Source organism: Sphaerimonospora cavernae, assembly GCF_042435035.1.
Lineage (GTDB): Bacteria > Actinomycetota > Actinomycetes > Streptosporangiales > Streptosporangiaceae > Sphaerimonospora > Sphaerimonospora cavernae.
The window spans coordinates 19614-40394 of sequence record NZ_JBHMQT010000073.1 but is presented as its reverse complement, the minus strand read 5'-3'; the positions used below and the strand labels follow the sequence as shown (position 1 = coordinate 40394).

21 protein-coding genes and 1 pseudogene are annotated in these 20781 nt (G+C 68.4%); 13 read left to right on the top strand and 9 right to left on the bottom strand.

Going from position 1 to position 20781, the window contains the following annotated elements; all coding sequences use genetic code 11:
* Positions 1-82: 82 nt before the first annotated feature.
* The 7 genes and pseudogenes from ACFHYQ_RS29245 to ACFHYQ_RS29215 form a co-directional block, all read right to left on the bottom strand.
* Positions 83-358, bottom strand: a complete 276-nt coding sequence (locus ACFHYQ_RS29245) for an RloB domain-containing protein (protein WP_394304368.1) — start codon at positions 356-358, stop codon at positions 83-85.
* Between the two features lie 77 nt (positions 359-435).
* Positions 436-1665, bottom strand: a complete 1230-nt coding sequence (locus ACFHYQ_RS29240) for an AAA family ATPase (RefSeq protein WP_394304367.1) — start codon at positions 1663-1665, stop codon at positions 436-438.
* 106 nt (positions 1666-1771) lie between these two features.
* Entirely contained in the window at positions 1772-2368 is a 597-nt protein-coding gene (locus ACFHYQ_RS29235) for a Uma2 family endonuclease (RefSeq protein WP_394304366.1), read from the bottom strand.
* A 77-nt stretch (positions 2369-2445) separates the two neighbouring features.
* A complete protein-coding gene (locus ACFHYQ_RS29230) occupies positions 2446-3003 on the bottom strand; it encodes a class IV adenylate cyclase (protein WP_394304365.1) in 558 nt (185 codons plus the stop codon).
* Positions 3004-3058: 55 nt separating this feature from the next.
* Positions 3059-4552 (bottom strand): aldo/keto reductase, encoded by a 1494-nt coding sequence (locus tag ACFHYQ_RS29225; RefSeq protein WP_394304372.1) that lies wholly within the window; start codon positions 4550-4552, stop codon positions 3059-3061.
* An 823-nt stretch (positions 4553-5375) separates the two neighbouring features.
* Positions 5376-5738, bottom strand: a pseudogene (locus ACFHYQ_RS29220) (cobalamin-dependent protein); the annotation flags it as partial.
* 558 nt (positions 5739-6296) lie between these two features.
* Complete coding sequence (locus tag ACFHYQ_RS29215) at positions 6297-7064, bottom strand: ATP-binding protein (protein ID WP_394304364.1); 768 nt, start codon at positions 7062-7064, stop codon at positions 6297-6299.
* Between the two features lie 236 nt (positions 7065-7300).
* Here ACFHYQ_RS29215 and ACFHYQ_RS29210 point away from each other — a divergent pair, with 236 nt between their 5' ends.
* The 9 genes from ACFHYQ_RS29210 to ACFHYQ_RS29170 all read left to right on the top strand — a co-directional run bounded on the left by ACFHYQ_RS29210 (position 7301) and on the right by ACFHYQ_RS29170 (position 17089).
* Positions 7301-8689 (top strand): NsdA family TPR-like regulatory protein, encoded by a 1389-nt coding sequence (locus ACFHYQ_RS29210; RefSeq protein ID WP_394304363.1) that lies wholly within the window; start codon positions 7301-7303, stop codon positions 8687-8689.
* 144 nt (positions 8690-8833) lie between these two features.
* The gene (locus ACFHYQ_RS29205; protein ID WP_394304362.1) at positions 8834-9748 is read left to right on the top strand and encodes a LysR family transcriptional regulator; all 915 of its coding nucleotides are present in this window, start codon (positions 8834-8836) and stop codon (positions 9746-9748) included.
* Positions 9741-10403: a histidine phosphatase family protein gene (locus ACFHYQ_RS29200; protein ID WP_394304361.1), complete on the top strand. Its 663-nt coding sequence runs from the start codon at positions 9741-9743 to the stop codon at positions 10401-10403. Before ACFHYQ_RS29205 ends, ACFHYQ_RS29200 begins: the two co-directional genes overlap by 8 nt.
* 142 nt (positions 10404-10545) lie before the next feature.
* Complete coding sequence (locus ACFHYQ_RS29195; RefSeq protein ID WP_394304360.1) at positions 10546-11154, top strand: TlpA family protein disulfide reductase; 609 nt, start codon at positions 10546-10548, stop codon at positions 11152-11154.
* A gap of 3 nt (positions 11155-11157) precedes the next feature.
* Positions 11158-11889 (top strand): cytochrome c biogenesis CcdA family protein, encoded by a 732-nt coding sequence (locus tag ACFHYQ_RS29190; protein ID WP_394304359.1) that lies wholly within the window; start codon positions 11158-11160, stop codon positions 11887-11889.
* Positions 11889-13487: a cytochrome c biogenesis protein ResB gene (gene resB / locus ACFHYQ_RS29185; protein ID WP_394304358.1), complete on the top strand. Its 1599-nt coding sequence runs from the start codon at positions 11889-11891 to the stop codon at positions 13485-13487. Before ACFHYQ_RS29190 ends, resB begins: the two co-directional genes overlap by 1 nt.
* Before the next feature lie 5 nt (positions 13488-13492).
* Positions 13493-14494: a c-type cytochrome biogenesis protein CcsB gene (gene ccsB, locus ACFHYQ_RS29180; protein ID WP_394304357.1), complete on the top strand. Its 1002-nt coding sequence runs from the start codon at positions 13493-13495 to the stop codon at positions 14492-14494.
* Positions 14495-14564: 70 nt separating this feature from the next.
* A complete protein-coding gene (locus ACFHYQ_RS29175; protein ID WP_394304356.1) occupies positions 14565-15806 on the top strand; it encodes a PP2C family protein-serine/threonine phosphatase in 1242 nt (413 codons plus the stop codon).
* Positions 15785-17089 (top strand): PP2C family protein-serine/threonine phosphatase, encoded by a 1305-nt coding sequence (locus ACFHYQ_RS29170; protein WP_394304355.1) that lies wholly within the window; start codon positions 15785-15787, stop codon positions 17087-17089. Before ACFHYQ_RS29175 ends, ACFHYQ_RS29170 begins: the two co-directional genes overlap by 22 nt.
* A 15-nt stretch (positions 17090-17104) precedes the next feature.
* On the opposite strand, the gene ACFHYQ_RS29165 is transcribed toward ACFHYQ_RS29170, so the two are convergent.
* Positions 17105-17428, bottom strand: a complete 324-nt coding sequence (locus ACFHYQ_RS29165; protein ID WP_394304354.1) for a PLD nuclease N-terminal domain-containing protein — start codon at positions 17426-17428, stop codon at positions 17105-17107.
* Positions 17429-17568: 140 nt separating this feature from the next.
* On the opposite strand from ACFHYQ_RS29165, the gene ACFHYQ_RS29160 reads away from it, so the two are divergent.
* Both ACFHYQ_RS29160 and ACFHYQ_RS29155 read left to right on the top strand, forming a co-directional pair.
* A complete protein-coding gene (locus ACFHYQ_RS29160; protein WP_394304353.1) occupies positions 17569-18537 on the top strand; it encodes a hypothetical protein in 969 nt (322 codons plus the stop codon).
* 15 nt (positions 18538-18552) lie between these two features.
* Positions 18553-18789 (top strand): hypothetical protein, encoded by a 237-nt coding sequence (locus tag ACFHYQ_RS29155; RefSeq protein WP_204013155.1) that lies wholly within the window; start codon positions 18553-18555, stop codon positions 18787-18789.
* Positions 18790-18906: 117 nt separating this feature from the next.
* On the opposite strand, the gene ACFHYQ_RS29150 is transcribed toward ACFHYQ_RS29155, so the two are convergent.
* The gene (locus ACFHYQ_RS29150; protein WP_036325312.1) at positions 18907-19128 is read right to left on the bottom strand and encodes a BldC family transcriptional regulator; all 222 of its coding nucleotides are present in this window, start codon (positions 19126-19128) and stop codon (positions 18907-18909) included.
* A gap of 260 nt (positions 19129-19388) precedes the next feature.
* Here ACFHYQ_RS29150 and ACFHYQ_RS29145 point away from each other — a divergent pair, with 260 nt between their 5' ends.
* Complete coding sequence (locus ACFHYQ_RS29145) at positions 19389-19598, top strand: DUF4229 domain-containing protein (RefSeq protein ID WP_394304352.1); 210 nt, start codon at positions 19389-19391, stop codon at positions 19596-19598.
* Positions 19599-19864: 266 nt separating this feature from the next.
* Positions 19865-20593 (top strand): demethylmenaquinone methyltransferase, encoded by a 729-nt coding sequence (locus ACFHYQ_RS29140; RefSeq protein WP_394304351.1) that lies wholly within the window; start codon positions 19865-19867, stop codon positions 20591-20593.
* Positions 20594-20781: the final 188 nt, after the last annotated feature.

The window sequence follows — 20781 nt, the reverse complement described above, 5'->3', positions numbered from 1 at the left end:
CTGGATGCCGCCCATTCCCGGCACGGCATGACTCCCGGCGTCCGTTCACCCTGGCACGCCCAGAGGCGGTCACTATCCGCTATCACATGAAAGCACCGCGCGTATCCGCTGATTGTTTACGTTCGTCCCTGTCGAAGATCGCCCAGATCTCCGCATACCGCTCACGCTCAGGACGACGAGCGTCCTCTTCGGCCACAGCCAAGGCGAATTCGGCTACCCGTGTCGGAGTCATGTCGTCGCCTCGGGATCCGAGACCGGGCATGTCGATGCGGAACGAGCAACGCTGTGAGAACTCGTTCTGCAGCATGGTCAGGTAGTTGTACTCCGTGACCCTGCCTTCCGCAACGGCGTAGAACACTCGGTTGACTTCTCGTGGCGGTGGTTGGGTCCGGAGACTGGTCCCACGCTGCCGCTTCTTCTTGACCCTGTCAGGGCTCACGCGAGCGCCTCTCCGATCTCCCGCACGAGTTCGCCGGGTGCGATGCGGGGGGAACCACCGAAGCGGCCGAGAAGCCAGCCCCGTTCGAGGTTTTCGTTCGGGCGCGGGGGCGGTCGCAGACTCGACAGGGGGTAAAGCTGAGTGGACCCTCGAAAGTCCTTCTCGGTCATCCAAACCGTGTCTCGATCCAGGATCCGCTCGCCGCCGGCCAGGGGACGCAACAGGGATGCGTCATGAGTCGTGAAGACCATCTGGGCGCCACGGGCATTGACCTCGGGATCTTCGAACATGCGGATCACCTCGGCGGCCATCGTCGGGTGGAGGCTGGCATCCAGTTCGTCCACAAGGACCAGGGCGCCTTGCTGGAATGCATCGAGCAGCGGCCCGACCATCGCGAACCAGGACCGCGTCCCCATCGATTCGTGTGCGAATTCGAGAGACGCGGTGTGCTCCTCGGCCCGGTGAAGGAAGCGTAGCTCTCCGCGCCGCAGTGAATTCAGATCGAATCCGACGATCCCCAGATCGGCGACCGCCATGAGGCGGCTCACCTGATCTCTGAACTGTCCGTCACGGGTCGCTCTCTCCTGGGTGAACCTCTGACGCCCCGGTAGATCCTGTTCCGGGCTGATCAACCAGACATTGTCGCGAAACCACTCGAACACGGGTAGCAACTGCTCGTTGTTCCATTCCGCGGCAACTGCGAGAAACAGGGCGTCAGGCCGGGTCTTGCGCACCAGGTCCTGCTTCTCGCCACGCAAGCCTTCCCCGGCAAAGTGGATCTCATCTCCGTCGCGGTCGAACCAGATCTGGCGTCGGCCCTTGGGGTAGGCGTGCAACCACTCGGCTTGTACGCGCTCGTCATCGATCTCGAACCCGTACGTGTAACGGATTCCGCCGAGTTCCAGGTCTATCTCATAGAAGGACGACTCCTGAGCACATCTGGGATCGAGGGCGAAGGGGATGCGCCGGAGGGGGGTCTCCTCGTTGATCCACGCTACGGACCTCAGTACAGCCTCACGCATCAGACGTAGTCCGGCCAGAGTGTTGGTCTTGCCGGAGGCATTGGCTCCATAGATGGCCACCACTGGGACGACCGACACCGGACGTCTCCCCTCCCGGATGGGTACGGGCCGCGCTGAGCCGTCGTTCAACTCTGTTGCGATCAGTGACAACTGCTGCTCGTCTCGGAACGAGAGAACGTTCGCCAACCGGAAGCTGAGAAGCATGGCAAGCTCCCTTCTTGGGCTCACCGTACCTCTTTCCTGTCTTCCTGCGTAGATATCAGGTGTCAGAAGGCCCGAGATAGGGTCTACAAACCCGATAGATGCACCACTACTTGACCAGTGAGTCGAGATCGATCTCGATCTGGAAGGGTACGGACATGGTCAGCAGGCGGTGGTGGATGCCGGTGAGGCCGTACGAACCGGTGGCCGGGTCACGCTCGTAGACGTAGACGACGGGCCTGCCCTCGTTCTCCTCCACCCGCCAGAAGTGCGGAATGCCCGCCTCCGCGTACCGTTGCGGCTTGAGCTTGCGGTCGCGCTCCACCGACTCCGGGGAGACGATCTCGATCACGAGATGGGCCTCCCGCGCCTCATAGAAGGTGCGGGCCATGTCCGCCGCGGCCTCGGCGTCGATGACCGCCACATCCGGGCACGGGCGTGTCCGGTGCCCGAGTTTGACGTCCATCCGGTGCAACACCGAGAGCTGTGCCGGAGCCTGGGAGTCGAGGCACGCGGTCAACTCGTGGACGAGCCGCTGGTGGAGCCGCTGCTGGGGTGCCCTGAAGACAAGAGTTCCATCGATCAACTCGACGTGCTCGAAGAAGTCAGGCTCGCCGTCGGGGCGATCCGAAGGCAGATGATCGAGGTCGTCCGCAGTCCATCCCTTTGGGGGAGGGGCAGGCCAGTACTCCGGTGCGCTGTTCACGTCGTTCACCTACGGTGTCGTGAGGGATCCAGGCGGTCGCCGGCTATCGGTGGGTCGTGTCGGTGGCGCAGTTCGGTTCAGTGTTCCCGGCCCAGGAGGATGTGGGGGTAGCCGCGGTTGATGCGTTCGCCGAGTTCGACGTCCAGGCTGGCGATGAAGGTGTCGAGTTGGGCGATGGCGGCTTCGGCGTCGGCAGCCTCGCCCTTGAACTCGAACTCCACGAAGTCTCCCGCGCCGGTCACGGTGTCGAAGGCGACCTCGACCAGGCCGGGCACCACCCACTCCTCGCGAACTTTCTCCACTGTGACCAGGATGGTGAAATCCAGGGCCTGGAGCGTGCGGCGCAGGGCCTCGATGTCCTCGACCGGGGTTTCGAACTCGTCGCAGTGGGTCTTGATGACGGCGCCGGCGGGCAGCCACTGCTTGTAGTTGACAGAGTCGCCGTGGTCGGACTCTCGCAGGCGCAGCCATTCGGAGACGGTGTCGGGAGCGAGGAAGTCGCGATGGGGGGCGTTGTAGTAGGTGTCAACCTGGCGGGTCGTCGAGCCGGGCTTGGCGGCCCGCTTCTCCAGCGCGGTTTTGAGCGCGGCGATGTCTTTCACCTGGTATTTCTGCTCGACCTCGGTGTATTGCATCGGCGTCCCTTCTTGTGCGTTCGGTGCCTCTGGACTTCGTCGTGCCGTCGGCAGGTTAAGCCGTAGGTGGCCGGGTGTGTGGCCGATCGGCGTGATCGGTGGCGATGGCGCGGGCGGCGGGCTCGGCCAGGCACCGCAGCAGGTTGATCTCCGGGGTGGTCAGGGATTCCCCCAGGCAGGTGAGGTTCATGGTGATCTGAGTGCTGTCTCTGAAGCCGACCAGCACCGGGGAGCTGGGGTCACGGTGCAGGGCGTAGCGCAGCGCCAGCCGCACCAGGTCGGCGGGCTGCCCGCCGAAGTGCCGGGCGATCTGGTTGAGCGCCTTGTGGATCGCGGCGATCGCGGCGGGCCGGAAGGTCGGATCGGTGCTGCGGTGGTCGTGGCCGCTGAACCTGCGAGGCAGGGTCGGCAGGTGCCGGCCGGTGAGCAGACCCTGGGCCAGGGCTTGTTTGATGATGACGCCGACGCGGTGGCGGCGGGCGAAGTCGAAGATGTCCGTCTCACCGCCGGTGTAGTCCGGACAGAGCAGGTTGTAGCGGACGGTCAGCACCTGCGGCCTGATCCGCTCGAACAAGGTCAGGAACCGCAGGGCCGCAGGTGAGGGTGACGGCCCGTGTGCCCATTGCTCGGCGAAGACGTGCGGGGCGCGCATGCCGATCGCCCTGACCAGGCCCTTTTGTTGCAGGTGACGTATCTGAGCGATCGCTTCGTCCAGATAGCGGTCTGCGGGGCCGAAGTCGTTGCTGTGGAAGAAGTAGATGTCCAGGTGGTCGGTGCCGAGGTTGGTCAGCGTGGCATCGAGCTGGCGGCGGATCTGGCCGGGGTGGTAGGGGTGCTCGGCCGTCCCGGCGAAGTAGCCGACCTTGCTGGAGATGACCAGGTCGTCGCGGTTGACCTGGCGCAGCAGGCGGCCCAGTAGCCGTTCGGAGCGGCCCATCCCATAGACGTCGGCGGTGTCGAACAGGGTGACGCCCAACTCGTGGGCGCGGACCAGGCCGGTGTAGGCGTGGTCGGGGTTCACGCCGTCCCATCCGATGGGCACCTGGCCGTTGACGGCGGGTCCGCCAATGGTCCAGCACCCGGCGCCGATGGCCGACACCGGCCGGTTGAGCCCGGCGAGCACGCGCGGCGTGAGCGCGGCAACGGGCCTCCAGCACCTCCAACTCCCCCGGGTCGTGGCCGGTGTCGTCCAGCAGGGCCAGCATGGCGGTGAACAGGTCGAACGCTGCGTGCTTGAGGACCTGGCGGGCGGCGCGGACCGTGCGGCGGGGCAGAGCGTCCAGGACTTTCTCCAGTGATTTGAGGGTGTAGTCCAGTGCGAAGTTCCGGTCCACCCACTGCTGCGCCCAGCGGCTGAGCACGCCGATGCGCCGGTCGGCGAAGTCCGCGTCGATGCGTCCCATCGAGGGGCTTGCCTGCCCGGCCAGGCCCGCGTTGGTGACTTTTCGGGTGTAGGCGGCGCCGATGAGGCATTCCATCGACACCAGCATGTAGCTGATCTCGGTGAAGAACGGGACGCCCCGGCTGTGGGCGGCGACGAAGTCCTCATCGCGGACACCGTCGACGATCTGCTCGACGCTCAGATGGGGCAGCGGTTTGAGGACCAGGTCGGTGCGGGCCTGGAAGGCGTGGGTGGCGTGCAGTTCGTCCGCGCCCATCAGATGGTCAAAGGTGATGTAGGTGAAGCGGGTCGGGACCCCCAGCGCCGACAGGGTCCGGATGGCCAGCGCGTTCTGCTCGCCGGTGGTTTCCTTGTGGAAGCGCTCCAGGATGGAGGTCACTCCCGACTCGACGCCGAACAGGCAGCGCCGCAGCCCGCCTGTGACCAGGTCCCGCCAGAGCCGGGCTCGCTCCAGATGCCAGGTTCGATCTTTTCCGGGCCAGACGACCTGGTCGACGCGGCAGGAGGTCTCCCAGGCGAAGCCGTGGCGGTGCAGGGTACGGGCGATGGTCAGCGCGCGCTCCTCGGCCCCGGCGTCGCGGCCGATGAACTCCTCATCGACCAGATAGAGGGTGCGTGAGACGCCCGGATGGCGGTCAAAGACGCCGCTGAACTCGCGCAGTACCCATTCCAGCCCCTCGGGGGTGGCACCCGCCCAGTGCCCTTTGTGGCCGCGGGGGCAGAACGAGCACGCGCTGGTGCAGCCGCGGGAGGTTTCCAGTTGGGCGACGCCGCCGCAGGCGAAGGTGCGTTCCAGCAGGTCCAGCTCCGGCCAGATGTCGGTCTGCTGCCGGTTGGCGACGTTCGGGGTGCGGCGGGCGCGGCCGATCGTGTGGGTGCCCGGGCCGCGCTGGGTGCTGCCGCGGTAGCCGATGCCGCGGACCTGGTCCAAGGTCAGGTCGCCGTGCCAGTGCGCGAGAACGTCCTGGATGGTGGGCTCGCCCGCCCCGCGTGCGATCACCAAATCGGGGTAGCGCGCCAGCAGCAGGCGTTCGTTGCGGACGGTGAGGCTGCCGCCGGCCAGGATCAGCGGTGGCGAGTCCCGGGTGGTGAGATGGTCCAGCAGTTCGATCATCAGATCGTGCTGGCCGAACGTCGCCGAGATCCCCACGATGTCGGGCTGGAGCCCGTCGGCGCGGGCCACGATGTCGGCCAGGGTGGTGGCGAGCTGCATGTCCATCAGCTCGACGTGGCCCATCAAGGTGGCCCGTGCCGCCCGCGCGATGTCGGAGATCGCCAGCGGAAAACGCGGCAGCGGGAAGTACTCCGGATGGTAGAGCGCGACCAGCAGCACGCGGGGCCGCAGGAACCGGTCGAACGCGCCCGTGGTCAGTTCGGCGTCCGACAGCCAGGAGGTGGGATGGCCCAGCGTGATGTGGCTGCCGGTCCAGGCGGGCCATTGCCTGCTGGCGTGCTCGCGGCCGGACAGGTCGGCCAGGGTCCATCCCGGACGCAGGGTGTTTTCCACCACGAGCAGGCGCCGGTCCACCGTCCCGGTCACCGTCGCGCGGCCGGGCAGGTGCCGGGCCAGGAATCCGTGCAGGGACGTCAGGTCGTGCGGGGAGACGGCGTCCAACTCGTGCAGGGGCAGCGGTAGATCACCGAACGCGCTGCGGATCGCGGTGGTCACTGGTGTCGTGCCTGCCCGGTGCTGGACAGATCACAGGCGGGCAGGCAGGGCGCGGATGGGTCAGGCATGATCGCCTCCGGGCTGCGGGCAGCAGGCATCGCCTGCTGGGTGTCGGGGACTGAGCAGGAGGAACCGAATGAGCAAGACAAGCGCGGGAAACGGGCTGGTGAGGGGACGGTGGATGGGGACCGCGCCCCCCGAGATCCGTGCCCCCGGGAGCGATCAGCGGCAGGGAATGGTAATGATCACTCCTGGTTCGCCCGGGGATCGCGGGGTCTCATGAGGCCCGCACACCAGGGCGGGGACGGCGAACCAGACGCCCTTGCCGGCGCGTCCGCTGGGGTGCAGCCGGGCCGGGTGGACGCCGCACTGTCCTTTGGTCAAGCTGGCCACGATGCCCAGGCCGAAGCCGCCTTCATCCAGGCGGGTCACGCCATCGGCCTGGTCGGCGATCGCAGCGGGAACCAACGGCGTGGCGGCCTCGGCGAGCCGTTTGGCGATCAGGTCCTCCTGGTCGCCGGCGTCGACGATCTCGCAGACCAGGGGCACCCCCGCGTGATCGACGATCCGCAGCTCACACGGCCCGTCGGTATGGATGAACGCGTTGGTCGCCAGCTCGCTGACCACGATTTCCGCCTCTCCCATCGCCCGGTCGTCGAGATACTCGCCGACCTGCGAGCGCAACAGTCGGCGGACCTGCTGCGGGCCGTGCTCGCGGTTCAACGGCCAGGCGGCGACGGTGACCTGGCAGTGATCCGCGGCGATGCGCGCCGGGCGGTGGTGTGTCGGCCAGTGGCCCTGGGGGTCCATCCATGCTCCTGGATCATGGCCATTTGACGTCGTGGCCGTCCTGCGGTGGGCGCGCCCCGGCAGGATGATCCCGCCCGGGCGGTGGTTCACGTGCAGCAGGTTGTGCGCGGTTCGACCGTCCTGCCTGGCAACTGTCTGGGCGGCCCGGTCGGCTCCGGCCAGGTGGGCGATTGAGCGCATGGTGGTGCCTCCCGCGGTTGATGGGGGTTGCTTCGGCGGCGGCCCCCGCCGGTGCGGCTGATCCCCCGAGCGGGGGGCCGGGTTTCATCACAGCGCCCCGAAGCAGGCGTTGGGGAGGGCTCACAAGGGGGCTCACAAATCGCAGTCAGGGTTCACAAGGCGCTGGTAAGGCAATACCGTGGGTGACCGGACATGCGCGTGCTGACAGCGTTGTCGGCAACGGTAGAGGGGGCGCGATGGCGTCGACCGTCCGCCGGACCCGTCCATCGAACACGGACCTGGCCCGGCTGATCGAAGCCAGCGGCGCGAGCCGTAAATCGCTTGCGGCGCGGATCAATCAGCTCGCCCAGGACGCGGGTATGCGAACGGAGTACTCGCATACCTCGGTGGCCAACTGGTGTGCTCGCGGCATGACGCCGAGATGGCCGGTCCCCAAGCTGGTCGCTCGAGCTCTCGGTGAACGGCTCGGCCGTCCGGTCTCGCTGGCTGAGATCGGGATGGAGGGAGTGCAGACACCGGACGCGGAAGTGGGGTTGGATTTCCCGCGAGACCCCACCGACGCCGTGCGCGTCGCCACCTCGTTCTGGAGCACCGTGAACCGCCGCGACTTCCTCACCGGATCCAGCTTCGCCATCTCCGCTTTCTCTACCCCCGTGATCCGCTGGCTGGCCGCCCCCACCGACCCCACCGCCGCGCATCGCGGCAGCCGGCGCGTCGGCCGGGCAGATCTCGAAGAGTTGCGGCAGGCAGCCGACGAAGCTCGCCGGTGGGATTCCAAATTCGGGGGTGGCAGCTGGAAGGCCAGCTCGGTGACCGCCTGCCTGGAGCGCCGGGCCGCGCCATTGTTGCAGGGCTCCTATGGCGACCAGGTCGGCCGCGAGCTGTTCTCCGTCACCGCCGAGTTATCCCGCCTGGCCGGATGGGCCGCCTTCGACATGGGCCACCACGACGCCGCCCAGCGGCACTTCATCCAGGCGCTTCGCCTGGCCCGTGCGGGCGGGGACGTGCAGCTGGGCTGCTATGTGCTGACCACCATGGCAATGCAGTCGCTGCTGCGCGGCTTCGCCGATGAGGCCGTGGACATGGTCCAAGGGGCGTTTGAACGGGCGAAGAACAGCGCATCCCCTCGGGTGCTGGCCTTCACCAAGCTGATCGAAGCCCGGGCTCACGCACGCACCCACGACGCGCGGACCGCCAGCCGGGCGCTGGCCGCGTCCGAAACGCTCCTCGGCCAGGCCCGCGAGACCGGCGACGAACCCGCCTGGATCGACTTCTATACCCACGCGCGGCTGTCAGCGGACGCCACCGAGGTCTTCCGGGATCTCAACAACCCCAAGGCCGCCCTGGTATGGAACCAGCAAGCCGCCGCTATGGCCCCCGGCGTGTTCACCCGCTCGGTCGGGATGCGGCTCGCCATCGTCGCGACCACGCATCTGCAAGCGCGCGACCTTGACCGGGCCCTTCAGCTCGGCAACCGTTCCGTCGACATCCTCGCCCGCGTGGCCTCCGCACGCGCCTTGGACTACGTCCGCGAGTTCACCACCGCCCTGGCCCCCTGGCGTCGCGAGGTCGCGGTGGCCGCCTTCTTGACCCGGACGCGCAAAGACCTCGGCATCGCCTGCTGACGCCGAAGTCTTCATGCGCGCCCCTGGCCGGTGCCAGCATGGTGCGCTTCAGCAGGGGGCCATTGATTGCCAGATCGATACAGCCCGACGCGACGGTTGAGTGCAGGTGGGACTTTTTGGGGATTTGGTTTTAGTCTGGCTTACATGTTGGATTTGAATCGGCTGAAGGCGTTGCACGCGGTCTCGGTGTACGGGTCGGTGGGCGCGGCGGCCGAGGCGCTGTTGGTCACCCCGTCGGCCATCTCCCAGCAGATCGCCAAGCTCGAACGCGAGACCGGCAGCGTGCTCGTCGAGCGCAGCGGACGCGGAGTGCGGCTGACCGACGCGGCCGGCCTGCTGGCCGATCACGCGCAGCGCATCCTCGCCCTGGTGGAGACCGCTGAGGCCGATTTCGAGGCGCTGCGGGGCACGGTCGTCGGCAAGCTGACGATGGCCGCCTTCCCGACGGGAGCCCGGGGCATCCTGCCCGGTGCGCTGTCCACGCTGAAGGAGCGTCATCCCGATCTCGACCTGCTCGTCTACGAGCGTGAGCCGGAGCGGCAGATCCGCGAGGTCTCCCGGGGCGAGATCGATCTCGCCGTGGTGCAGGACTGGCTCAACCGTCCGTTGGCGCTGCCCGACGGTCTGTCGCGTGCGACGCTGCTCGACGACGTCGCCGACGTCGTGGTGCCGATCGGCCACCCGCTGGCCGGTTCGGGCGCGGTGCGGATCGCCGAGTTGGCCGGGGACGACTGGATCAGCTCGTCGCCGGGCACGGTCTGCCACGACTTCCTGACGTTCCTGCTCCGATCGGCAGAGCGGGAGCCCCACATCGTCTGCATGGCCGACGAGTATCCGACCCAGTTCGCGTTCGTCGCCGGCGGCCACGGTTGCGCGCTGATCCCCCGGCTGGGGCGCGGCCCGCTGCCGCCGGGCGTCGCCGTACTGGAGATCGAACCGCCGCCCACGCGGCAGATCTACGCCATCTGGCGGACCGACGCGGCCCGTCGGCCGGCCATCCGCGCGGCCGTCGAAGCCCTCCGGCATGCGTGCGCTGTAGGCTGTCGGGACCATGAGTGAGATGACCGTCGTCCACCTCCTGCGCCATGGTGAGGTCGACAATCCCACCGGGGTGCTGTACGGCAGGCTGCCCGGTTACCACCTGTCCGGACTCGGGCGGCGGATGGCGGAGACGGTCGCCAAGGCGGTCGCCGGCCGGGACATCGTCGCCGTCCTGAGCTCTCCGATGGAGCGCGCCCAGGAGACGGCCGCGCCGTCCGCCCGAATGCTGGGGCTGGAGATCGGACTCGATGAGCGGCTGATCGAGGCGGCCAACGTCTTCGAGGGCCTGCGCGTCGGCGGCGGTGGGCCGCTCTTCCGCGATCCCCGCCGCTACCGGCACTTCATGAACCCCTTCCGCCCATCCTGGGGCGAGCCGTACGTCGAGGTCGTGGCGCGGATGAAGTCGGTCATCGACGACGCTCGCGAGCGGGCGCGCGGTCACGAGGCGCTGCTCGTCAGCCACCAACTGCCCATCTGGGTCACCAGGTTGGCGGCGGAGGGGCGGCGGCTCTGGCACGACCCGCGTCGCCGGCAGTGCGCGCTGGCGAGCCTCACCAGCTTCACGTTCGAGGGCGACCGTCTGGTCAGCGTCGGCTACAGCGAGCCCGCGGGGGCACTGGTGAGAGGTACGCCGCCGCAGGGTGAGGCCGCGATGTTCAAGGAGACCGGCTGAGGACCGAGCTCCCCGGCGGGGGCCTGTCGGATCGAGGCTTGTCCGATTGAGGCTTGTCGGATTGGGGCTGTGGGACGGGGCACGGTAGCCGATCGGTAGGCTGGAAGCTCTACCGATCGTAGTGCAGGGAGATCCTCTTTCCGTGTCCGCCAAGAGGCCTGTCAAGAGGCGCGTCAAGAGCCTGGCCGTGACCGCGATGCTTGCCGTGACCGCCGTCACGGCCCTGGCGGGCTGCGCGGGCAATCAGGCCGCGCAGCCCAAATCCGGCGACACGCGGTTCATCGCCGGCGACGGCCGGATGGAGTTCTTCGACGCCGCCCAGCGCCACGCGGCCCCGGCGATCGAGGGGCCCACGCTGGACGGTGGCACGGCGAAGCTGGAGCCGGGCAAAATCTACGTGCTGAACTTCTGGGCGTCATGGTGCGCCCCCTGCCGGGCCGAGGCGCCGGTGCTCAAGGACATCGCGGCCCTGACGAAGCCCAGGGGCGTGGAGTTCGTCGGGGTCAACTTCAAGAACCTCGAGGCATCCGCCAAGGCGTTCGAGCGCAGCGTCCAGCCCGGCTACCCGAGCATCTTCGACCCGAGGGGAAAGGTGTTGCTGGCCTTCCAGGGCACCGTGCCGCCGGCCGCGATCCCCTCGACTCTGATCATCGACGCTAAGGGCCGCATCGCGGCCCGCGCCCTCGGCAAGGTCAAGTACGACGACCTGCTGGCCGCCGTCACCAGGGTGGCCGACGAAGGCGGCCGGTGACCGATGGGTGACCTCGGCACGACGGTCGCGTCCGGCTCGCTGCTGGTGGCCGTCCCGATCGCGGTGATCGCCGGCCTGGTGTCGTTCGTCTCCCCGTGCGTGCTGCCGCTGGTCCCCGGTTACCTGTCGTACGTCACGGGCATGAGCGGGGATCCCAAGCGGGGGCGGATGGTGCTGGGCAGCGCGCTGTTCGTGCTCGGCTTCGCGGCCGTTTTCGTGCTCGGCGGCGCGCTCTTCGGCGGCCTCGGGGGCATGCTGCTGGGCAACGCCGAGGTCATCACGCGCGTGCTCGGCGCGGTCACGATCGTCCTCGGACTGGCGTTCCTCGGGCTCATCCCGGGTCTGCAGCGGGACGTGCGGATCCACCGGCTCCCGGCCGCCGGGCTCGCCGGAGCGCCGCTGCTCGGGATCGTCTTCGGACTCGGCTGGACACCCTGCATCGGGCCGACGCTGGCCGTGGTCCTCACGCTCTCGGTCGATCAGGGCAGCGCCGTACGCGGGGCCGTGCTCGCCTTCGCGTACGCGCTGGGCCTCGGCCTTCCGTTCGTGCTGGCCGGGCTCGCCTACCGGAAGGCGCTGCACGCGTTCAAGGCGGTGCGTCGTCACACGCCGCTCATCACTCGCATCGGGGGTGCCATGCTCGTCGCAGTGGGCGTGCTGCTCGTGACCGGTCTGTGGGGTTCCGTGATCGCCGGCCTGCAGGGCTGGGTGGCCGGATTCGAGCCGGTGATCTGATGACGGCGCAGCGCGACAACATGCCCAGCGACACCGAAGCGACGGAGCCCGTTGAAGAGACGCCCGTCGAGGAGCAGCCGGTCGAACAGGCTGCGGCGGACTCCAGGCGGCCGGCCGGGCTGGGGGTGGTCGGCTGGCTCCGCTGGGGCTGGCGGACGCTCACCTCGATGCGGACCGCGCTGATCCTGCTGTTCCTGTTCGCGCTCGCGTCGATCCCCGGGTCGATCTACCCGCAGCGCGGCGTCGACCCCGGCCAGGTCGCGCGGTATTTCCAGGACAGTCCGACCGCGGCGAAATGGCTCGACCGGTTCTGGCTGTTCGACGTGTTCAGCGCACCCTGGTTCGCCGCGATCTACCTGCTGCTGTTCATCTCACTGGCCGGGTGCGTGCTGCCTCGCGCCCTCCTCCACGTCAAGGAGATCCGCCGCAAACCCCCGGCCGCCCCGCGCAACCTGCTGCGCCTGCCGCACGGTGAGGCCTTCGAGGGCGACCTGACCGTCGAGGAGGCGGCGAAACGGCTGCGCCGCAGGCAGTTCCGGGTCGTCTCTGGGTCCGACTGGGTGGCGGCGGAGAAGGGCTACCTGCGCGAGACCGGCAACCTGCTCTTCCACGTCGCGCTGCTCGCGATTCTGTTCGCGGTCGGCGCCGGCGCGCTGTACGGCTACCGCGGCAACGTGCTCGTGGTCGAAGGTGACGGCTTCGCCAACGTGGTGGCGGCCTACGACCGGTTCATGCCGGGGCAGCGGGTGTCGGCCGAGTCGCTGCGGCCGTTCTCGTTCACGCTGAAGGACTTCGAGGCCACCTATGTGGCGGCCGGGGCCAAACAGGGCCAGCCGCTCGACTACAGCGCGAAGCTCTCGGTCCAGGAATCCCCGACATCGACACCGCGGGACTTCGACCTCAAGGTCAACGAGCCGCTGGACGTCGACGGCACGCTGACCTACCTCATCGGCCACGGTTACGCCCCGACGTTCAAGGTGACCGACGGCAAGGGCCAGGTGGCCTACGAGGGACCGGTGCCGTGTCTCGCCGCCGACCAGGCCACCTACACGTCCGAGTGCGTCATCAAGGCCCCGGACGCCCAGCCGCTGCAGCTCGGCTTCCTGGGCCGTTTCCTGCCCACCACCGTGCCGAACGGCGACGCGTGGGTCTCGGTCTTCCCCGGCGCGGTCAACCCGACGGTGCAGATCTTCCCGTTCGGGGGAGACCTCGGCATGAAGTCGGGTGTGCCGCAGTCGGTCTACCAGCTCGACACCGACGGGCTGAAGCCGCTCGGCAAGATGTCCGCCCAGCCCAAGCCGCTGGCCGTCGGCGACACCCTCGAACTGGCCGACGGCGCCGGGAAGATCCAGTTCACCGGCGTCAGGGAGTGGATCAGCCTGCAGACCACCTATGACCCGGGTCGGCTGCCCGCGCTGCTGGCCGCGTCCGCCGCCGTCCTCGGGCTGGTGCTGTCCCTGACCATCCGCCGCCGGCGCGTCTGGGTGCGGGTGCGGGACGGGAAGGTCACGGTGGGAGGATTGACCCGCACCGAAGGCAGTGGTGCGGCCTTCTCCGCGGAGTTCGCCGAGATCGTCACCATGCTTCGCGAGGAGTAGTGAATATGCCCACGCAGGTGAACCAGGGACTGGCAACGCTGAGCGACCAGCTCATTTTGGCCGCCGTCCTGCTCTATCTGGCTGCCATGATCGGGTTCGCGCTGGAACTCGCCTTCGGCAGGGCCCGGACGGCGGCCGCCGCCGTCGCCACCCGGCGTGAACTGGTCGGCGCTCGCGCCGGTGGTGGTGGCGGTGACGTCGGTGACGACGAGGCGTCGGCTGATGCGGCAGGTGACACGGCCGAGGGCGGGAGCCGTACCGAGCCTGAGCCGGCTGCTTGGGCCGTACGGGCGGGCGGCGTGGCCGTCGTCCTCACCTGGATCGCGTGGGCGGGCCACCTCGCCGGCATCCTCACCCGGGGTCTCGCCGCCGATCGTTGGCCGTGGGGCAACATGTACGAGTTCGTGGTGGCGCTGTGTTTCGCCGCCGTCACGACGTTCCTCGTGGTTCTGGTGCGGCGGCCGATCCGCTTCCTCGGCGCGTTCGTGACCGTCACCGCGGCACTCGGGCTCGGCTTCGCCGTCCTCTTCCTGCACGTCCAGGCCGGGCCGGTGATGCCCGCGCTGCACTCGTACTGGATCGCGATCCATGTCAGCGCCGCCATCGCCGCGAGCGGGCTGTTCACCTTGGCCGGCGTCTGCGCGATCCTCTACCTGATCCGCCGGGACGGGCGGCCGTCCGTCCTGCCCGCCCGGGCCGACCTCGAGCGCATCGCGCACAGCGCGATCGTGATCGCTTTCCCCATCTGGACGTTCGCCGTCATCGCCGGGGCGCTGTGGGCGGACCGGGCATGGGGCCGCTACTGGGGCTGGGATCCCAAGGAGGTGTGGTCCTTCATCACCTGGATCGTGTACGCCGCCTATCTCCACGCCCGGGCGACCGCCGGATGGCGCGGGAAGGCCGCCATCATCGTGTCGCTCGTCGCGTTCGCGTGCCTGCTGTTCAATCTGATCGGGGTGAACATCTTCCTGTCCGGCCTCCACTCGTATGCCGACGTGCCCCGTTAGAGACATTCGCTTCCGCATGGGCGATTCTGGGTAGGGAAAGAGGGACAGGAGCGAAGTCGGGGGAGTTCCTGTGGCCGATCAAACTGCGTGTGACGCTGAGGGCGCGGTCGTCCTGGCCGATCTGCTGCGCGCGCATCCGCTGGTGCCCATGGAGCGGATGGCGGCCCTGGCGGCGGGGCACGCCGCGCGTCTGGGCTTCTCCGAGTTGATGATCTATGTGGCGGATCTGCGACATCTGTCCTTCCTGCCGCTGCCCGGCCAGCGCGACCCGCACGGTGAACTGCTGGATCCGATCCCCATCGACACGACGCTGGCAGGCCGCGCCTTCCGTAATGTGGAGATCGTCCAGGCAGATCCCACTCGTGTCGCCGCGGAGCCGCCGCAGGCCGGAGTCGGCGGTCCGGTGCGCCTGTGGGCCCCGCTGGTGGACGGAGTCGAACGCGTCGGGGTGCTCGGGGTGACCGCGCCCGTGGCCGACGAGGTCACCGAGCGCCGGGTCACCGACCTGGCCTTGTTGATCGCGCTGGTGGTGGCGGGCAAGCGTCACGCCAGTGATTCTTACAAGCAGTTGGTGCGCGGTCATTCCATGCGCGTGGGCGCAGAACTGCTGTGGACCCTCATGCCGGCCAGGACCTTCGCCACCGACGTGGTCGCGGTCAGCGCCGGACTGGAGCCGGCCTACGCCGTCGGTGGGGATGCCTTCGACTACGCCCTCGCCGGCCACACCCTGCACTTGTCGATCTTCGACGCCATCGGGCACGACACCTCCGCCGGGTTGACCAGTGCCATCGCGCTGGCGTCCCATCGCAACAACCGACGCCAGGGCATCGAACTGCTCGCGGCCAGCGACGCGATCGACGACGCGATCGCCGACCAGTTCTCGACCTCCCGGTACGCCACCGGCATCCTGGCCGATCTGAACATCCGTAACGGCAGCCTGACCTGGGTGAACCGCGGGCACCCCCCGCCGCTGCTGCTGCGGAAGGGACGGGTGGCCGGTGTGCTGGACAGCACGCCGGATCCGCCGATGGGCTTCAGTCTGGGCCCGGCCGCCGGGCTCGCCCGCCGCCGGCTCGAGCCCGGCGACCGGCTGCTGCTGTACACCGACGGCATGACCGAGGCGAGATCTCCCACCGGGGAGCGGTTCGGCCTGGAGCGATTCGCCGATCTGGTCCTGCGCGGCGAAGCCGACGGGCTGGCGGGGCCGGAGATCGTGCGGCGAGTGATCCACGCGGTCATGGACCACCAGTTGGGTGGTCTCCATGACGACGCCACCATGATGCTGGTCGAGTGGCGTCCGCCGGGGAGTTGACGCAGGTGGGCGGGGAAGACGTGCCCGGGTGCGGATGCGCCGACGAGCGGATCCTGGGCAGGCTGGTGCGCTTACACCATTTGACCCCGCTCAGGGATCTGGCCCAGGTGGTCGCCGAGCATGTCCGGCCGATCGGCTTCACCGAGGTCATGATCTATGTGACCGACCTGCAGGGGCGGTACCTCATGCCGCTGCCCGGCCAGCGGGACGCGTCGGGAGAGCCGCTCAAGCGCATCCCCATCGACACCACCCTCGCCGGGCGCGCCTACCGCAACTTGGTGATCGTCCAGGTCCGTCCCGCCACCGACTCCGACGCCGACCGCGCCGAGCTCGCCGAGTCGGTGGCGAGCGGCGACGCCCGCCGTCTGTGGGTGCCGCTGCTCGACAGCACCGAACGGGTCGGCGTGCTGGGGGTGACCGTGCCCCGGGTCGACGAGACCGCCCAGCGTCGGGTGGTCGAGCTGGGCTCGCTGGTCGCCCTGATGGTGATGAGCAAGCGTGACCCGAGCGACGCCTACAAGCGACTGGTGCGCACAGACGACATGCACCTGTCCGCTGAGGTGTTGTGGACGCTGATGCCGGTCAGGACCTTCGCCACCGACACGTTCACGGTCAGCGCCGAGTTGGAGCCGGCCTACCTCGTGGGCGGAGACGCCTTCGACTACGGCCTCGACTACGACGTCCTGCATATGGCGATCTTCGATGCCATGGGGCACGACACCTCGGCGGGGCTGACCGCCACCATCGCGCTGGGGTCGTACCGCAACAACCGCCGCAGGGACATCGGCCTGCTCGCGGTCAGTGACGCGATCGACGAGGCCATCTCCGACCAGTTCGCCGGGTCCCGGTTCGCCACCGGCATCCTGGCCGACCTGAGCCTGCGCACCGGATGGCTGACGTGGGTGAACCGAGGGCATCTCCCTCCGCTGGTCCTGCGGCACGGACGGGTCGCCGCCGTTCTGGACAGCCCGCCCGACCTGCCGATGGGCTTCGCCCTCAGCTCCGCGAGCAGGCTTCCCCGCTATCAACTCGAGCCCGGCGACCGGCTGCTGTTCTACACGGACGGCATCACCGAGGCGCGGACCCCCGAAGGGGAGCGATTCGGGCTGGGACGCTTCACCGACTTCATCATCAAGCGGGAGGCCGACGGCATCTCCGCTCCGGAGACCGTACGCCGTCTGATCCACGCCATCCTGCGACATCAACGCGGCAGCCTTCAGGACGACGCCACCGTGATGCTGGTCGAATGGCGCAGCGGACGGCGGTTCGACCTCACCGTCTGATTGACCGTCTGATTCTCAGTCTTCCTCGCGGAGGCGGCGTTCCAGGTGGCGGAGGAACTCGGGGTCGTCGTCCGGACCACGGGGGGCCTGGGCTCTCGCGGTCCCCCGGCCTCCCAGCGGTCCGAAGGTCTCCCTCGGCTCCCGTACGGCCGCGGGCGCGGCAGCGGGACGGCCGAGGATCAGCCAGAACAGGCCGCCCAGGTCCGCGAGGAACACCACGATGAGGACCCACAGCACCTTGGGCAGGTTCCGTACGGCCTGTTCGGGGGTCGTGATCACATCGAACAGGCAGTAGAGCCAGAACGCCAGCAGCGCCAGACCGATAACCACGCTAGGCATGCCCACACGGTAAGCCATGCCACCACCTGACCGTCACGCCGATCCCGAACAGTCGTTCCGGGTGACGAGGCCGAGACGGCATCGTACGGTGGACCGGTACAGAGCGTGCGGAGACGAACGTCAAGCATAAGTGGGGACTGATGGCGGAGCCGGCCGACAGAGGCCGCCACCGGCGAGGGACGCGGTGGTGGCAGCGCGGGCTGTACATGTCGTCGCGTCGCAGGGCGGACGTCCCGGAGCAGCCACGTGAGCGCGAACGGACCGGGGAACGGACTACGGAACGGATTGCAGAACGGGCGTCGGAGCGGTCAGCGGATCGGGCAGCCGACTGGGTAGCCGACTGGGCGGGCGAGTGGCCGGGGGAATGGTCACCGGAACGCTCGGTGGAGCGGGTGCACACGGTGACCGCACCGGTGGTGGACGACCGGCCGCAGTACACGTGGCACGACTTCGAACTCGATGACCAGCCCCTGCGAGCCCGGCCGCATCCGCCGGACGTTCCCGACCTGGGAGACGGCCGTCGGCACTGCGGACCGCTGGAGCGCATCCTCTACCGGCAGTGGGACGCGGCGGAGGGGTCTCCCCCGGCGGATGCCGTACGGGCCGTCGACAGCCTGGCGCGACTGCCGGAGCGACTCAAGGCCAAGCTGGCCATCGGGCTGGACGGGATCTACGTCGGCCGTGGCGGGGTGCCCGACCTGGACGACATGGGCTACCTGCGCGGTGCGCCGCTGCCGTCGGGGCGGGCGACGTGGGATGTCTGCGCCGGCGCGTACGGTGACCGCAAGATCGTGGTGGGGGACCGGCCGTCGCCGACGCCTGACGTGATGATGCACGAGGTCGGGCACGCACTGGACGACGTGGACGCGGGCCCGGGGGAGTGGGTGTCCGACTCTCCCGAGTTCGCCGCCCTCTACGAGGAGTGCCTGCCGCTGCTCGCGTCGTCGTTCCACCGGCAGCCCGACGGCCTCGGGCGCAAGGAGTTCTTCGCCGACGCGTTCGCGGCGATCGCGTCCCGGCAGCGCCCGGCCCTGGTGGACATGCTCGGCGGCGACACGCGGACGGCACTGGGCGTCATGCTGTTCTTCAACCGGCGTTACGGAATCTAGGGACGGTGAGTTCGGATGTATGTGATCCGGCTCGATGACGGCACACTCCGTGTGCCTCAATCGCTGACCAGCGATGACGGCCGTCTGATCGGCAACGCGTACGTGGAGATCGTCCCGGGTGAACCCGATTACGAACGCTGGGCGGCCGAGTCGGTCACCGAGGAGGAGGCGGAGCGGCGGCGCAGCCGCTGGCTGGCCGAGAACGACGAACTCGAGCGGGAGTTCCTGGCCTTCAAGGCCGAGCAGGACTGAGTCGAGCAGGTTCGGCCGGCACAAGAGCAGGACGATGCCGGTCGGGGCAGACTGACCTGGTGACCCTGCGCCTTCCGGGTGTTGCGCAGGATCACCTGATGCTGCTACCTACCTGTGTCAGACTCGCGGTGAGTCGCCGTTCGGCCGGTCAGCCGTCAGGACGTCCTCGCCGCGAAGGAGGGCGTGCACTTCCGATTCACGAAAGCGCCGGTGCCCCCCGGGGGTACGGATACTGCTGATGCGCCCGGCCGCGGCCCAACGGGTCACGGTCTTCGGGTCGACCCTGAAGAGGGCGGCAACCTCTCCAGGAGTCAGCAGTCGCTCGCTGCTACTCTCCACAATCTCTCCCCCTCGCGTCCCGCGTCCTGCAGCGGGCGGACAGGTTAACCAGTGTGCCGAGCGAAGCCTGATTTATCCGTGGTTTTCGCAGAAGATCACGGGTTGTTACCGGCTCAGTGCCCGATTGTTATATGATAGAGCATCTTTGGGGCGCTCATGGGTGTTTCTTTACAAAAGCGCCTTGATGTGAACCCTAGCAGCGCTCGCACCGGATGCGAAGAGAGTCAGCCGTGCCGACAGGGTGACGTAACCTCGACGCTGTGCGTCCGGTTGTCGTTTACACCCTTTCACGGCTCGGCCTGTTCGCCGTCGCCGTCGGCGTCCTGTATCTCGTCGGCATGCGCAGCCTCCTGCTGCTCGCCGCGGCCTTCCTGGTGAGCGGGCTGGCCAGCTACGTGCTGCTGTCCAAGCAGCGCGACGCGGTCAGTCAGCGGATCACCGGGAATCGCCGGGGGGCGAGAGAGGACTAGGAGGCTGGGAACGGGTCGACTCGGGCATGGTACTCATGCTCGAGTCTCTCTCGTGTGGCTTCCCACCAATTGCCCCTCTTTGCGGTCAGGAACGTCTTTACCCCGAGGGCTGCCGTGGCCGGTGCGGTGACCAGTACGTTTCTCGCGCGCATTCCCCAAGTTCTAGCAGACTGAGCGTAATCGGCGAACTACGTTCCGCTCATCCGGTGCCGGTGGCCGGACGGCGGCGACCGCGCGGACCGGGGCGTACACCTAGGCTTGCGTCCATGACGCGCGCATCGCTGGACAAGCAGCCGCACGAGGTCGCCGCGATGTTCGATCGCACGGCCCGGCGGTATGACCTGGTCAACGACGTCCTCTCCCTTGGGATGGACCGGTCGTGGCGGAAGGCCGCCGCCACGGCGGTCGACGCGGGCCCCGGTGAGCTCGTCCTCGACCTCGCCGCCGGCACCGGCACCTCGACCGAGGCGTTCACCGCGCTCGGCGCGCGGGCCATCGCGTGTGACTTCTCGCTCGGCATGCTGCGTACCGGCGTTTTGCGACGCGGGGGCTCCGGGCTGTACGGCGGCGGCGTACGCGGCGTGACCTTCGTCGCGGGGGACGCCCTGCGGCTACCGTTCGCCGATCAGGTTTTCGACGCGGTGACGATCTCGTTCGGGCTGCGGAACGTGGCGCATACCGGGCAGGCTCTGAGTGAAATGATGCGGGTGACCAAACCGGGTGGGCGGTTGGTGATCTGTGAGTTCTCCACACCGGTCGTAAAGCCCTTTGACCTGGTCTATCATCAGTATTTGATGAAGTTGCTGCCGCCGGTGGCCCGGTTGGTCAGCTCGAATCCGGACTCCTATGAATACCTCGCGGAGTCGATCCGGGAGTGGCCCGACCAGGTCGCGTTGGCCGAGATTATTCGAGAAGCGGGCTGGGAGAAGATCGCCTGGCGCAATCTGACCCTCGGCATCGTGGCGCTCCACAGAGCGGTGCGGCCACCCGTCTGACACCTGACCGATCGATAGGAGCTAGACTGCGGCGCGACAGTTTGTGAAGTTGTTCACAAAAGCACGAAGGGCCCCCGAGGCCTTCCTTCCCTGACAGGACAGGTCCCCCGTGAGCGAGCGAAGCGAGCGAACAGGCAGGCGCGCCGAGCGAAGCGAGCGAACAAGTGGTCGCGCCGAGCAAGCCCGTG